Source organism: Methylobacillus pratensis (assembly GCF_054072455.1).
The window spans coordinates 344,483-358,586 of sequence record NZ_JBSUSR010000001.1 but is presented as its reverse complement, the minus strand read 5'-3'; the positions used below and the strand labels follow the sequence as shown (position 1 = coordinate 358,586).

The following is a 14,104-nucleotide window of genomic DNA, read 5'->3' as shown; positions in this document are numbered from 1 at the left end:
AACAGACTTTTCTTCTGCTTGCGAACTTAAAGTCCAGACTTGATGATATTCAAAATGCGCTAGGCAGAATTGAAGCGAAAATGAATACTATTCAAACGTCCAACAAACTCTCGGATACAGAATTCAAGGTATTCTCGCAGTGGGGTGAAGATGGGATTCTCCAATTTCTGACATCCAACCTTGAAATTAAAAATAAAATTTTTATCGAGTTTGGTGTAGAAACCTATAGGGAATCAAATACACGCTTTTTGTTAATGAATAACAATTGGTCTGGCTTGGTACTTGATGGTTCAAGAAAAAATATTGATTACATTAAATCAGATTCAATTTATTGGAAATATAACCTTAAAGCTGATTGCGCCTTTATCGATCGAGATAATATCAATGATTTGATTGAGAAAAATGGGCTTGCAGGTGAAATCGGACTTTTATCGGTTGATATTGATGGTAACGATTACTGGGTCTGGCAAGCGATTAATATAATCAATCCTGTTATTGTCGTTTGTGAATACAATAGCTTGTGGGGTGCTAAAGATGCAGTCAGCACGCCTTATGACGCTAGCTTTGTTAGAAGCAATAAACATTATTCGAATTTATACTACGGAGCTTCAATAAAAGCTTTGAATGATTTGGCTATCAGTAAGGGATACTCTCTAGTTGGGGGTAATAGCGCGGGTAACAATGTTTTCTTTGTCAGAAACGATATGATGGGAAGGATTGAATCTGTAGCAGTTGAAAGTGCTTGGGTTCAGTCTCAATTCAGAGAGTCCAGAGACGCGCAAGGCAATCTGACTTATTTGGATTTCGAAGCACGGAAATCATTACTTAGCGACCTCCCCTTAGTCGAGGTAAATACTGGGCAGTTAATTAAAGTTTGTGACCTTAAATGAGTTTAATCTGGATAACAGGCGGAAAAGGCTTTATAGGCCGCCATCTTGCGCAATTCATTGCTGGCAACTCACAAGTCGCACATGGACTTGGGCACGGTGCATGGGTTGAGGACGAATTCTCAGCGTGGGGTTTTAAAAGCTGGCTCAATGCGGAAATAGATTTTGCTAGTTTGAGTCACTTGGCAGCAGGCTCAGGCCTCCCCAATATTATTTTTCATCTGGCAGGTGGGTCGGCTGTTGGTCCCTCTATTCAAAATCCTTATGAAGATTTTCAACGTACTGTTGAAACCACGGCGCGGTTACTGGAATGGGTGCGGCAGCATGCGCCCGCAATCAGGGTCATCGTGGTATCCAGTGCTGCGGTGTATGGCGCTGGTTTTACAGGGGCAATCAATGAGCATACCCAAGGCACGCCATTTTCACCTTATGGTTTTCATAAGGCCATGCTGGAAAGCCTGTTTGCCTCTTACCGGGAAACCTATGGGTTGAAGCTGGGTGTGGCGCGTCTGTTCTCTGTGTATGGGCCGGGGTTGGAGAAACAGTTGCTGTGGGATCTCTGCCAAAAGCTTGAGAAAGCGGATAACGGTGAAATTCTGTTGCACGGCACCGGGTGGGAGTTGCGAGACTGGCTGCATGTGAACGATGCCTGTGATCTGCTCTGGCGTACGGCCACTGCGCCTGAGTTGCCGCAGGTAATCAACGGTGGTACCGGGAAGGCAACCAGCATTGCAGACATCGCTGCACTGGTTTCGGCAGCATGGGGCGGTCGCAACAATATTGTGTTCAGTGGTTTTGGCCGCAAAGGCGACCCAGCTTCACTGGTGGCCGATATTACTCGTGCGCGGGGGCTGGGCTTTTCTCCGGAAATCACAATCGGCATGGGCATTGAAGAGGTTGTTCGCTGGTATCGGGCGAGGTCGCGTTGAGGCGTATTGCATTCACCCAGATTGGCGGATGTGGCTGGATGGGCGGGTTGAATTATCAGGCTAACCTGTTGAGCGCCTTGGTTGCCAACGAAGGCCATAGGATTAAACCGGTTTTGTTTCTAGGTCTCGATACAGATCAAGCTGTCCTGGAGAGATTTCTACGTATAAAGGACCTTGAAATTGTTCAATCGGCCGTGTTTGATCAACAGCGTAAATGTCGCCGGCTGATCACTTCCTTATTCTTGGGCGTTGATGCCCAGGCGCTAAAGTTGTTCAAGCAGCATGCCATTGATGTTGTGTTTGAGTCCGCCAATTTTTACGGTTGGCGATTCCCGATCAAAAGTATTGCCTGGATTCCGGATCTGCAGCATCAGCGGTTGAGGCATTATTTTGGTTTTTCTGCGTTCTGGAAGCGTGAAATCGGCTTTCGCATGCAAATCCTGGGTGGCCGCCATATCATGCTGAGCAGCGATGATGCCAGGGCTGATTTTCAGCATTTCTACCATATTCCACAGCAAAGATTGCATGTGGTCCGGTTTGCCGTCCCGATAGAAGCTTGCACCTTTGATGTGGATGGGCTGATTTCTAGGTATGGATTGCCAGAACATTTTTTTTACCTGCCCAACCAGTTCTGGCGACACAAGAACCATGAATGTGTGATTCATGCACTGGCAATTGTCAAACAAGCTGGTCACGAGATTGTCGTTGCCGTATCAGGGAACACTAATGACCCGCGTGATGCGGAATATTTTCCCAATCTGCTGGCGCTTGCGAATAGACTGGGGGTAGAGAAAAACTTCAGAGTGCTCGGCTTGATTCCCTACGAGGATGTTCAAGCCTTGATGACGAGTTGTATTGCGCTTCTCAATCCCTCACGGTTTGAGGGGTGGAGTACTACCGTGGAAGAAGCGAAGGCATTGGGCGTGGAAATGCTGCTTTCCGATATCAATGTACATCGCGAGCAAGCCGGGGAGCAGGCGCAGTATTTTAATGTAGAGGATGCCGAGCATTTGGCCGAGATACTGAGGAGGCATGTCATCCGCCCCCGGGCTCCAAGGCTGCAGCAAGAGCAAACGGTGGTCGAGCGGGCGCGTAAAGGCATGGCTGATTTTGCAGCCAGCTTTGCCAGTATGGTTGAAGAGGTTGCCGGGCAAGTATGAAAATTTCCATTATCACCGTTTGCTATAACAGTGCTGCAACCATTGCGGATACGATTGCTTCAGTGGCGTCGCAGCAATATAGCGAGCGTGAGCATATTATTGTAGATGGTGCCTCTCAGGACAGCACCATGGAGATTGTAAAAAATGCTTCCAGTGTTGCGCAGTATGTCTCGGAGCCGGATCAAGGTATTTATGATGCGATGAACAAGGGGCTGAAGCTGGCGACAGGTGATGTGATTGGGCTGCTGAATGCGGATGATTTCTATGCCGATGATACGGTGCTGGATCAGGTGGCCGAGGTTTTCAAGGATCCGGATGTACAAGCCTGTTATGCCGACCTGCTGTATGTGGATCAGGAGGATACCTCGCGCGTGATCCGGTATTGGAAATCCAGGCATTTTAAGCCGGGCTCGTTCAAGCGCGGCTGGATGCCGGCTCATCCCACTTTTTTTGTGAGGCGCAGCGTCTATGAATCATTGGGGGGGTTTGACCTTCGCTTCCCACGACAGGCGGATTTTGAGCTCACGATGCGGTTTCTTGAAGTTCACGGTATCCGGTCAGTTTATGTCCCGCGTATCTGGATCAGAATGCGCATGGGTGGCGCTTCCAATAACAGCATCCTTGGCGTGATCAAGGGCAATCTGGAAGCGTTTCGCGCATGTAAACTGCATGGCCTGAATGTAGGGCCGCTGTTTATTCCGCGTAAGGTCTTGTCTCGCGTACCACAATTTTTCACTAAACCTCATATAGATACGAATTAATGCGTATTTTGATTACAGGGGCAAATGGATTTGCTGGTCGAGCATTGTGTACTGCTCTGGCAGATTCTGCTCATAAAGTGGTCGCTTGTGCCAGAAGCAAGCTGTTTCAAGAAGTTGCCAAGCAAGAGTATATTTTAGTACCGGTTATTGATGGTCATACTGATTGGCAAATGTACTTGGCTGAGATGGATGTTGTTGTCCATCTCGCAGCCCGAGTGCATGTCATGCGGGAACAGCTTGCCAACCCTTCGGGCGCATATCGCGAAACCAATGTTGAAGGGACATTGAACCTGGCCCGCCAAGCTGCAAAAGCGGGGGTAAAGCGGTTTATTTTTATAAGCTCCATCAAGGTCAACGGCGAACAGACCCTACCTGGAAAGCCTTTTACCGCGAATGATGTCGCTGCCCCTGCAGATGCATATGGCATTTCAAAGTTCGAGGCGGAGCAAGATTTGTTGGCTTTGACGAGGGAAACTGGGATGGAGGTTGTGATCATTCGGCCTCCGCTGGTCTATGGGCCTGGGGTGAAAGGTAATTTTGCCAATATGATGAATTTGGTGCGGAGATCATTGCCTCTGCCTTTCGGCGCCATCCATAATCAGCGTTCTTTGGTGGCAATTGATAACCTGGTGAGCCTGATCATTGCATGCATTGATCATCCAGCAGCCGCTAACCAGGTTTTCCTGGTAAGCGATGGCGAGGATGTATCCACTTCCGATTTGCTGCGGCGCTTGTCCAAGGCTGCTGGCGTTTCTTCTCGATTGATTCCGATTCCAGCAGGTTTGTTAAACATGGGTTTGACCATGCTGGGTAAAAGGATGGTTGCCCAGCGGCTTTTAGGTTCTTTGCAAGTCGATATTTCCAAGACTCAGGAAATGTTGGGGTGGGCGCCGCCTGTTACGGTGGATGAAGGTCTGCGACGTTGCTTCGTTTCAGAAAGTTAATCTTGATTCGATTTTTTGATGTTGTATTCTCACTATTAGGCTTGGTTCTCGGCTTGCCATTGCTACTGATTATCTATCTCTTAGGGTTGTGGGATACGGGCGCACCTTTATTTCGCCAGTTACGTGTCGGACGCTATCAGCAACCATTCACCTTGGTGAAGTTCCGTACCATGCAGGTGGATACGGCTTCAGTTGCCAGTCATTTGGCTTCAGCTTCATCGATTACAAAGCTGGGAGGTTTTTTGCGCAAGACCAAGTTGGATGAGTTGCCGCAGTTATGGAATGTACTGAAAGGGGAAATGAGCCTTGTCGGGCCGCGGCCTAATTTGTTCAATCAAGAGGAATTGATTGCGGAACGGGCAAAACGAGGTGTCTATGAGGCGCGCCCTGGCATTACTGGAATTGCGCAGGTAAACGATATTGATATGTCCGTTCCCAAGCTGTTGGCTGAAACTGATGCGCGAATGTTGCGCGATATGCGGATATCGCTTTATTTCAAATTGTTATTCCAAACGGTGTTGGGTAAAGGCAGCGGCGATCGTGTCGTGCGTTAAGTAATTCAGGGCATGTGTTAATTGTTGTGAATCATGGGTTATTGGGAAACGGTTTTTAGTAGAATGCATTTATTTCATTTTGGGTTTGATGCGTGTTGAACATCCATCCAACATTTAAGTGGTCTAATTATATTAGCTTGAATAACCCACGGTCTTTAAGCGCGTGGCTTCATGATATTGTTGTTGCGGTTTTGGCATGGTGGGTGGCTTTTCTTTTCCGCTTTAATTTCGATATTCCGAACAACTTCACGCAAAGCATGCTGGAAAGTGCCGCTTGGGTGATTCCTCTGCAGGCAATGGTATTCTTGTTTGCCGGTCTTTATCGCGGCGTCTGGCGATTTGCCAGTTTGCCGGATTTGCAGCGGCTGATTCGCGCGATTGCGATCAGCGCAGTGATGGTGATCGCGATTTTGTTCATGTACCAGCCACATGGGGTTGTTCCGCGCTCGGTGTTGCTCATGGATCCAATATTGCTCCTGTTATTCATGGGTGGCAGCCGTTTTGCTTACCGTGCATGGAAAGAGCATCGCTTGTATGGCTCTGCACAACTGGCTGGTAAACCGGTGCTGGTCCTCGGAGCGGGTGAGGCGGCCATTGCCTTGTTGAAAGACCTTTCCAAAAGTCATGAATGGCATGTTGTTGGATTGCTGGATGACAAGAAAACCATGCTTGGGCGAGAGTTGCTGGGCATCAATGTGTTGGGGGAAATTGAGCAATTGCCGCAGATTGCTGATGATTTGTCCGTTAGCCATGTGATTGTCGCCATGCCGTCCGCACGTCATCAAAGGCGCAGGCAGGTGGTTGAACTAGCCAACAAGAGTGGCCTGACCGCACTTACTGTGCCATCTTTTGACGACCTGATGAGTGGGCGCCTGAGCATGGCACAGCTTAGGCCGGTGGAGGTGGAGGATTTGCTCGGACGCGAGCCGGTCAGTCTTGACGGGGAAGGGTTGCAACATTTGCTCGAAGGGCAGGCGGTGTTGATCAGTGGCGCCGGCGGTTCCATCGGTTCTGAGTTATGCCGCCAGGTGCTGAAGTATCGCCCGGCATGCCTGGTTTGCCTGGACCAGTCGGAATATGCCTTATATCGGTTGGAGCAGGAGTTTGAGAGGCTTGAGACCGAGACCAGTATTGAATATGTGGTGGGCGACGTGAGAAATGCCCGGCGGGTGAGGCAGGTGCTTGGACGCTACATGCCACGCGTGGTGTTTCATGCCGCAGCGTATAAGCATGTGCCCATGATGGAGAACCGCAATGTGGCTGAGTCATTGTCAAATAATGTCAACGGTACTTACACGCTGGCCCAGGCGTGTAAAACTGCTGGGGTTGCCAAGTTCGTGCTGGTCTCGACCGATAAGGCGGTGAACCCGACTAACGTCATGGGGGCCAGCAAGCGCTTGGCGGAGATGGTATGTCAAGGCTTGCAAGATGAGTCGGGAACGCGTTTTGTCGTGGTGCGTTTTGGCAATGTGCTGGGCAGTAGCGGCAGTGTGATTCCCAAGTTCCGGGAGCAAATTGCGGCGGGCGGGCCGATAACGGTCACGCATCCCGAGATTACCCGTTATTTCATGTCGATTCCTGAGGCATGCCAGTTGGTTATGCAGGCCGGCATGATGGGAAGCGGGGGCGAGATATTCGTGCTGGATATGGGAGACCCTGTTAGGATTGTGGACTTGGCGCGTGATATGATCCGCTTGTCCGGGCTTAATGAAGATGACATCGAGATTGTATATTCTGGCTTGCGTCCCGGTGAGAAGCTGTATGAGGAACTTTTGGCTGACGATGAACTCACTGTACCAACGCCACATGACAAATTGCGTATTGCCGTGGCGCGAAGTGCGGATGAGGCTTGGGTTCAAGCATTGCTGAAGTGGATCGACAGGACATCGTTGATAGACGAAGCTATCATTAAGCAAGAGTTAAAAATGTGGGTGGAGGAGTATGCAGGGGATATTCATGCTAATCCATCGACATTGTTCCCCCCCGAGTCTTCAACAATACATTAGAAGAAAGATATATAAAGATGGCAAAAAAAATTACCAAGGCAGTATTCCCAGTGGCGGGTTTAGGCACGCGTTTCTTGCCGGCAACCAAGGCAAGCCCCAAAGAGATGTTGCCTATTGTGGATAAGCCGCTGATTCAGTATGCGGCGGAAGAGGCCGTGGCTGCCGGTGCAACTGAACTGATTTTCATCATCGGGCGTAACAAGCGCTCGATTCCAGACCACTTTGACAAGTCTTTCGAGCTTGAAGCGACTCTCGAAGCTGGCAATAAAACCCAGATGCTGGAGGAAATCCGCAATATCCTGCCAAAAAACGTCTCCTGTATCTATATTCGCCAGGCTGAAGCGCTTGGGCTGGGACATGCGGTATTGCTTGCCAAATCCGTAGTCGGCGACGAGCCTTTTTCGGTGATCCTGGCGGATGACCTGATCGATGCCGACAAGCCTGCGATGCAACAGATGACGGAGTTGTTCGAGAAAGAGGGCGCCAGCATTCTCGGGGTTGAAGATGTCGAGCCTAGTGAGACTGCCAGCTATGGCATCGTGGATGCGACAGAAGTGAGCGGGCCCAATGTCCTGCAATTGAACGGCATTGTGGAAAAGCCGCAACCTGAAGAAGCACCATCCAACTTGGCCGTTGTCGGCCGTTATATCCTTACGCCTGAGATATTTGAATGCCTGGAGAACGTCAAGCCAGGTAAGGGCGGTGAAATTCAATTGACTGACGGTATTGCCGCGTTGATGGAGCAACAAAAAATACTGGCCTACCGCTTTGATGGCAAGCGCTACGATTGCGGCAGCAAGCTGGGGTATGTCAAGGCCAATGTCGAATATTCCTTGAAACATGAGGAGTTCGGGGAGGAGTTTGCACAGTATTTGCGTGATCTGGCCAAGTAATCGCTGTGGCAGTGTTACAGGGCAATCCCGAGCTCATCCTGCAGCGCTCCACGCTGGTTTATGATGCAGCAACTGTCAATCAGGCGGTTGCAAGGGTAGCGCAAGAGGTCATTGCCCTGTTGAAGGCAGAGCAGCCACTCGTGCTCTGCGTGATGGGGGGAGGAGTGGTATTTACCGGGCAGCTATTGCCTCAGCTCACATTCCCCTTGGAGTTTGGCTATGTCCAGGCCAGCCGTTATCACAATCGTACACGTGGTGATGCGGACCTAGTTTGGAAGGTGAAACCCGGGGAAGAAGTTCGCGGCAGAACTGTGCTGGTACTGGACGATATCCTGGATGAAGGCGTGACGCTCGCGGAAATCAAAGCGCAATGCCTGGCGCTAGGCGCCAAGCGTGTTGTAGTGGCGGTGCTGGTCGAAAAGGCGCTGGGGCGTGATAAGCCGATCAAGGCGGATTTCGTCGGCCTGGAGGTCCCGGACCAATATGTCTTTGGTTGCGGCATGGATGCTTATGGCTGGTGGCGTAACCTGCCAGCCATTTATGCCATGCAAGATTGAGCCTAATGGCGTTGCGCCTGGATTTTGCTGTCGGATAGCAGGGACTCGACGATTTCCGCTAGCCTGATCGGGCTGAAGGGTTTGACCAGGTAATCGTCGCAGCCTGAGCGATAACCATCGAGCATATCTTGCTCTTGAGCGCGGGCGGTCAGGAAAATAATCTTCGTGTGCTTGAAATCTTCCTTTCCCTTTAAGGTATCGCAGATCTGATAGCCATTCATGATTCCCGGCATCATGATATCCATGAGGATCAAGTCCGGTTTCACTTCCTCAGCCAGCGCCAGCCCAGTATCCCCATTGTTTGCTTCATAAATAATATATTGATCGTCCCCTAGGCTGAGATGGATGAGTTTGCGCACGTCTTCTTGATCTTCGATGATGAGTATCTTGCGCAATTTGCGCTCCCCGATTTTTGAATTGATTGGCATAGCGTTATTATGATGAGTGTTTTTATCATTTTTATCATATGAATTGAATATGTCAACGCATCTATTAGGGAACAATCTATCTGATTGATTTTTATTTATAACTAAGGATAATGTGTATATATTACATTCCAATAATAGCGTCATGGTTAATCAAGATACTGGGAAGGAAGAGTTCATATCCACAAGGGACGCCTCCAAGGTGCTGGAGGTTTCCTTGCGTACTGTGCAATTGTGGGTAGAGTCCGGAATACTGAAGGCATGGAAGACTGCCGGCGGGCATCGCCGTATTGCGCGCTCTTCGGTTGATCATATCCTCAGCCAGCGACGGCAAGCGATCATGCCTGCAAGCGGTTCGGCCGCAGAGCCAAAGGCTTTTCATATTCTGTTGGTCGAGGATGACAGCGCATTGCGCAATTTGTTTTCCTATTTCTTTTCCAGCTGGAAACACCCTGTACGTATTGATGTCGCGACAGACGGTTTCGAGGGCTTGATCAGCCTAGGGCGCGAAGTCCCGAACCTCTTGATCACGGATTTGAACATGCCCGGTATGAGCGGCTTCGAAATGTTGCGCCACCTGAAGAGCTCCAATCAGTTCAGCAAGCTGAATATCATTGCGCTCACGGCATTGAATGATGACTATATCCAGGACAAGGGCGGTTTGCCTGAAGGGGTACTGCTGTTCCGCAAGCCAGTTACCCTGAGCCAGCTAGAGCCCATCATTGAGTCGATGATTGCAAATGTCATCGGTCAAGACCAGATGAAAGCCCATGCGTCAATTTAGGCCGGCGTTACAACTACCTAATTCAACACCAGATTTCCTGGCCGCTTTTCCCTTCCATATTATTATCGACGAACAACTGACTATCCAGGAGTCGGGCAATGGCCTGCAGGCTCTGGATTGTAGGCGGCTCAATGGCCGCCAACTGCCTGAATGTTTCGAGATCGTGTCCCCGGTTGAGGAGTTTTGCCTGGCATCGTTGCTGAACATGCGCGGACAGGTCTGCCTTTTGCGGCATAAGGCGAGCGGGTTGCTGCTAGGTGGCAAGTTGGCATTGCATCAGGAAGATTATGTTGCCTTCCTGCTGATGCCTTGGATCGAGAGTACTGAGGATGTGAACAAGCTGCGCGTCGGCCCCAGGATTTCTAAGCATTCAGGCTCGCGTATTTCCAATTCATCCGTAGTCAATATGCGCAAGCTGACTGTGCAGAAAAAACAATTGTTCCAGGCGCATGCCCTGCTATCGATGCGGGAGACGGAATCCAGGACATTGACCCATATCGTTTCCATGACAGACAACTCGGTGGTCATTGCCAATGCGCTGGGCTATGTGGAATGGGTGAATGATGCCTATGTGCGTCGTTCGGGATACTTGCCCGAAGAAGTGCTAGGCCGCTCCCTTGGGGACTTGATGGATGGCGATGAAGAGACGGTGGCGCAGATCAAGCGGCAGCTGGACGCCAAGCAAAGTTTCCAAGCCGAGCTGTTGCGGACCGCCAAGGATGGCTCCAGTTATTGGGTCGATCTCGATATCGAGCCTTTGTTTGATGCCAACGGGCAAGTCTTCAACTATATCGCCGTTGCGCGCGACATTACTGAAAAGAAGACGGCGCAGGAAACCTCCAGCCGCTTGCATGGCATTATGCAAAGCACGTTTGAACTGAGCCCGGATGGTTTCGTGACCTTCAACAAGAAAGGCATCCTCAGCTCTTTCAATCCTGCCTTCCTGAACATGACGGGATTGAAGCCGGAACAACTGTATGCAATCCCGCAGGACGAATTCGTCCGTCTGCTGAAGTCGCTTTGCCAGGATGACCACGGGACGGCATCCCAGCGATTGCCGGATGCCGTCGTCATGCGGATGACGAAACCCAAATTGACGGTGATCAAGCACTCCGTCCGCGAGGCACATGATTCAGACGACCGCTTCGTGGGTACCATCCATTATTTTCGCGATATTACCCAGGAGTCGGAACTGCACCGTATGAAAGGGGAGTTCCTTTCCATGGCCGCGCATGAACTGAGAACGCCGATGTCGAGCATTCATGGATTCACGGAGCTGCTCCTGAAGCGGGAATTTACCGCGGAACAGCAGAAGGACATGCTGGCAACCGTGCACCGGCAATCCGTGAGATTGACCAAGCTGATCAACGACCTGCTCGATCTTGCCAAGATCGAGGCAAGGAAGGGGATGAGTTTCGATATCAAGCCTTATCGCCTGACGGACATTGTCGATACTGCGCTCAAGGAGTTTCTCGTCAGCGGCGAAGGGCGGGCGATCAGCTTCCACTTCAATAATCATGCGCTCAAAGTGTCTGCGGATTTCGACAAGTTGATCCAGGCCCTGGTGAACGTGCTTTCCAATGCGCATAAATATTCCGATCCGGGCACCGAGATCCGCCTGCATATCCAGGAGCAGCAGCGATATCAGCATACCTATGTCGGGATTGCGATCGAGGACCATGGAATCGGCATGAGCAAGGAGCACATGGACCACCTGTTCGAGCGTTTTTATCGCGCTGACACCTCAGGCAGCATTCCCGGCACCGGGCTGGGTCTCTGCCTGGTCAAGGAAATCATGGAGATTCATGGCGGATGGGTCGACGTTTCCTCTGTCTATGGAGAGGGCAGTGTGGTCACCTTGTGGCTGAAGAAGCTCAAGGACTAAATCAGGAGCCATCAATTGTCCTGAAGCCAATCGGCTGATTTTTCTCTACTTTCCAATATACAAGCCATTTCCCGAGCGATTCGGGGAATGGCTTTTTTTATTTCCAGCAAGTGAATACAGGAAATAATTGACATTTTTGATAAAAATGATAAATATGATAAATATGTGGCCGTTATAAGATTCATAGCCACCAGGACCGACAACAAGCTACCCAGCATGTGATTAATGATGGGAGCGCTTGGAGTTAACTGTATGGAACGGAGCCAAGTAAAGGTTGGATCCATTAACATTTGAGGGGAACGCAATGTCCACTAAATCAAATATTCAATTGAATAATGCCATCGGTTTGGCCGTGATCTGCTCTTCCATTGCATTGGTAGGTTGCGATGGGGATGGCAAGAGCAATATCAGGTCTGGCGCATCGAATGGCTCGCCGGTTGTGGTGACGGAAGACATTGATACGGGAACATTCAATACGCTAAGTGAGACTATTGATACCGTCAATGATCTAACCAACAACGTCATCGAGCCAGTTACCACAGCTTTGCAGCCAGTCACCGATCCACTCGGAAATGCGTTGGAACCAGTTCTCAATCCTGTGGTGTCTGCATTGCAGCCTGTGTTATCACCGGTGATAGCGACGGTAAATCCGGTCACGGATGCCTTGGCACCTGTTACGAATACCCTATTGCCGGTCACAGGGGCGTTGGGCGAGGTAGTGGCGCCTGTGGCTATTGCTCTGGGGCCTACATCTGAAGCGCTTTCCGGAGTTGTTGCTCCTGTGACCACTGCATTGGCTCCTGTGGCCGATGGGTTGAATAGTGCATTGTTTCCGATAACAGCAGCGACAGGAAATGCTATCACTCCAGTGCTAGGCGGCCTTGGTGCAGTGATCGAGCCGATTGCCGGCCCATTGGCACCAGTGATCAATACGGCTGGCGGCGTCTTGCAACCGGTGATCGAGCCTGTAGCAGACGTGCTTGCTCCGGTGGTGCAGACATTGGCGCCTGTCACGGATACGCTTGCTCCGGTGGTCAATACAGTGGCGGGCGTTGCCAATCCATTGCTGGATACTGTTGCGGGCGTCACCGCCCCTGTGGCGTCGACACTGGCTCCTACCTTGCAAACCGTGGGTAATACAGTGGGCACGCTGGCTGGCGCAACCACTGCTGTCGGCGGCACTGTAGATGGCGTCGTGACGCCTGTGACCACGACGGTCGGCGGCGTGGTGGGGCAGCTTGGCTCCAGTCTGGGCAGCACGATCCCCGGCGTTGAGGGCGGATTGTCCCCAGTGACGGATCTGCTCGGCGGCGGCAATGGCCTGCCAGGCCTGGACGGTTTGGGCAACGGTCTGATTGCGCAAGTGGCGGATACCAGCAAATATGCGGTCGATAGCGTAGCCGGCCTCGCCAAGGGCGTGGTTGGCTCTGTCGCAGGCAATGGCGCTCTGGCTCCGGTTACCAATGTGCTGGCCGGGGCAAGCGGTGTCCTCGACCCCTTGGTTGGCACCAATGGCGTACTGCCGTTGACCACTGCAGGCGGCGACCAGACATTGCTCGATCCTTTGGTAGGCAAGAATGGCGTTTTGCCATTGACCAGCGGCCAAGCCAGCAATGGCCAGCCAACATTGCTTGATCCCTTGATTGGTCAAGGCGGTGTGTTGCCATTGGCGAGTGCCGAAGGCAACAACACGGCATTGGATCCATTGGTCGGCCCTACCGGCGTCGTGCCGCTCACAAGCAGCGCTGCCGGGAACGGCAATGGCGGCATATTGGCCCCCGTGCTCAACCTTTCCTCAGGCAACCTGGGCGGCTTGGGCAACGCGCTTGCCCCAGTCACCAATGTGCTTGCTTCGGGCAACGTGAACGGCTTGAATGGATTGCTGGCGCCTGTCACCGGCCTTCTGGGCAGCGCATTGACCAATGGCAATCTGCTGGCTCCAGTGACGAACCTGGCGGGTAGCGGCACATCCCTCAATGGCGGTTTATTGACGCCTCTCACCAATGTCTTGGCCTTGGGTTCTGCAGAAGGGAGCGCTTCTCCGGGCAATATTCTGACGCCAGTCACGACATTGCTGTCAGGCAATAATGGTGGTGGTTTGCTTGCACCGGTGACCAATATTCTGAGTGTCGCCACTCAGAATGGGGGGGGAGCTGCTGCAAGTTCACCAGTGGCTAATAGCGGCAATACTGCAGGGAATGGCGGTTTGTCTGGTCTTTTAGGCACTCTTTTAAGGCCCTAAGCCTTAAAAGCCATAAGATCCCGGTAGTAGTCGCTACTGCCGGGATTTTTATTTGAGTCGCACAGATGGACTGCATA

At 51.2% G+C, this 14,104-nt stretch carries 13 protein-coding genes; 12 read left to right on the top strand and 1 reads right to left on the bottom strand.

The window, feature by feature from the left end:
- Positions 1–80 precede the first annotated feature (80 nt).
- The 9 genes from ACW4YW_RS01630 (at position 81) to ACW4YW_RS01590 (ending at position 8,691) form a co-directional block, all read left to right on the top strand.
- The gene (locus ACW4YW_RS01630) at positions 81–890 is read left to right on the top strand and encodes a hypothetical protein (protein ID WP_457135954.1); all 810 of its coding nucleotides are present in this window, start codon (positions 81–83) and stop codon (positions 888–890) included.
- The gene (locus ACW4YW_RS01625) at positions 887–1,816 is read left to right on the top strand and encodes an NAD-dependent epimerase/dehydratase family protein (protein ID WP_457135953.1); all 930 of its coding nucleotides are present in this window, start codon (positions 887–889) and stop codon (positions 1,814–1,816) included. The genes ACW4YW_RS01630 and ACW4YW_RS01625 overlap by 4 nt, the downstream gene beginning before the upstream one ends.
- Entirely contained in the window at positions 1,813–2,976 is a 1,164-nt protein-coding gene (locus ACW4YW_RS01620; RefSeq protein WP_457135952.1) for a glycosyltransferase family 4 protein, read from the top strand. The genes ACW4YW_RS01625 and ACW4YW_RS01620 overlap by 4 nt, the downstream gene beginning before the upstream one ends.
- Positions 2,973–3,737 carry a glycosyltransferase family 2 protein gene (locus ACW4YW_RS01615; protein ID WP_457135951.1) on the top strand — a complete coding sequence of 255 codons (765 nt, stop codon included), beginning with the start codon at positions 2,973–2,975 and terminating at the stop codon, positions 3,735–3,737. The genes ACW4YW_RS01620 and ACW4YW_RS01615 overlap by 4 nt, the downstream gene beginning before the upstream one ends.
- Positions 3,737–4,681 (top strand): UDP-glucose 4-epimerase family protein, encoded by a 945-nt coding sequence (locus tag ACW4YW_RS01610; RefSeq protein ID WP_457135950.1) that lies wholly within the window; start codon positions 3,737–3,739, stop codon positions 4,679–4,681. The genes ACW4YW_RS01615 and ACW4YW_RS01610 overlap by 1 nt, the downstream gene beginning before the upstream one ends.
- A gap of 2 nt (positions 4,682–4,683) precedes the next feature.
- Complete coding sequence (locus tag ACW4YW_RS01605; RefSeq protein ID WP_457135949.1) at positions 4,684–5,235, top strand: sugar transferase; 552 nt, start codon at positions 4,684–4,686, stop codon at positions 5,233–5,235.
- Positions 5,236–5,327: 92 nt separating this feature from the next.
- Entirely contained in the window at positions 5,328–7,241 is a 1,914-nt protein-coding gene (locus ACW4YW_RS01600) for a polysaccharide biosynthesis protein (protein WP_457135948.1), read from the top strand.
- Positions 7,242–7,258: 17 nt separating this feature from the next.
- Positions 7,259–8,134, top strand: coding sequence for a UTP--glucose-1-phosphate uridylyltransferase GalU (gene galU, locus ACW4YW_RS01595; protein ID WP_457135947.1), 876 nt, complete (start codon positions 7,259–7,261; stop codon positions 8,132–8,134).
- A 5-nt stretch (positions 8,135–8,139) separates the two neighbouring features.
- Positions 8,140–8,691 carry a hypoxanthine-guanine phosphoribosyltransferase gene (locus tag ACW4YW_RS01590; RefSeq protein WP_457135946.1) on the top strand — a complete coding sequence of 184 codons (552 nt, stop codon included), beginning with the start codon at positions 8,140–8,142 and terminating at the stop codon, positions 8,689–8,691.
- Between the two features lie 2 nt (positions 8,692–8,693).
- On the opposite strand, the gene ACW4YW_RS01585 is transcribed toward ACW4YW_RS01590, so the two are convergent.
- Positions 8,694–9,086 (bottom strand): response regulator transcription factor, encoded by a 393-nt coding sequence (locus ACW4YW_RS01585; RefSeq protein WP_457135945.1) that lies wholly within the window; start codon positions 9,084–9,086, stop codon positions 8,694–8,696.
- Positions 9,087–9,261: 175 nt separating this feature from the next.
- Between ACW4YW_RS01585 and ACW4YW_RS01580 the strand changes: the two genes are divergently transcribed.
- The 3 genes from ACW4YW_RS01580 (at position 9,262) to ACW4YW_RS01570 (ending at position 14,027) form a co-directional block, all read left to right on the top strand.
- A complete protein-coding gene (locus ACW4YW_RS01580; protein WP_457135944.1) occupies positions 9,262–9,900 on the top strand; it encodes a response regulator in 639 nt (212 codons plus the stop codon).
- Positions 9,887–11,785 carry an ATP-binding protein gene (locus ACW4YW_RS01575; protein WP_457135943.1) on the top strand — a complete coding sequence of 633 codons (1,899 nt, stop codon included), beginning with the start codon at positions 9,887–9,889 and terminating at the stop codon, positions 11,783–11,785. Before ACW4YW_RS01580 ends, ACW4YW_RS01575 begins: the two co-directional genes overlap by 14 nt.
- A gap of 304 nt (positions 11,786–12,089) precedes the next feature.
- Complete coding sequence (locus ACW4YW_RS01570; protein WP_457135942.1) at positions 12,090–14,027, top strand: beta strand repeat-containing protein; 1,938 nt, start codon at positions 12,090–12,092, stop codon at positions 14,025–14,027.
- The last annotated feature ends 77 nt before the right edge of the window (positions 14,028–14,104 follow it).

Bases quoted from the DNA above. Each gene is read 5' to 3' on its own strand.
- ACW4YW_RS01630 (WP_457135954.1), top strand. From the start codon at position 81: ATGAATACTATTCAAACGTCCAACAAACTCTCGGATACAGAATTCAAG.
- ACW4YW_RS01625 (WP_457135953.1), top strand. From the start codon at position 887: ATGAGTTTAATCTGGATAACAGGCGGAAAAGGCTTTATAGGCCGCCAT.
- ACW4YW_RS01615 (WP_457135951.1), top strand. From the start codon at position 2,973: ATGAAAATTTCCATTATCACCGTTTGCTATAACAGTGCTGCAACCATT.
- ACW4YW_RS01610 (WP_457135950.1), top strand. From the start codon at position 3,737: ATGCGTATTTTGATTACAGGGGCAAATGGATTTGCTGGTCGAGCATTG.
- galU (WP_457135947.1), top strand. From the start codon at position 7,259: ATGGCAAAAAAAATTACCAAGGCAGTATTCCCAGTGGCGGGTTTAGGC.
- ACW4YW_RS01580 (WP_457135944.1), top strand. From the start codon at position 9,262: ATGGTTAATCAAGATACTGGGAAGGAAGAGTTCATATCCACAAGGGAC.
- ACW4YW_RS01575 (WP_457135943.1), top strand. From the start codon at position 9,887: ATGCGTCAATTTAGGCCGGCGTTACAACTACCTAATTCAACACCAGAT.
- ACW4YW_RS01570 (WP_457135942.1), top strand. From the start codon at position 12,090: ATGTCCACTAAATCAAATATTCAATTGAATAATGCCATCGGTTTGGCC.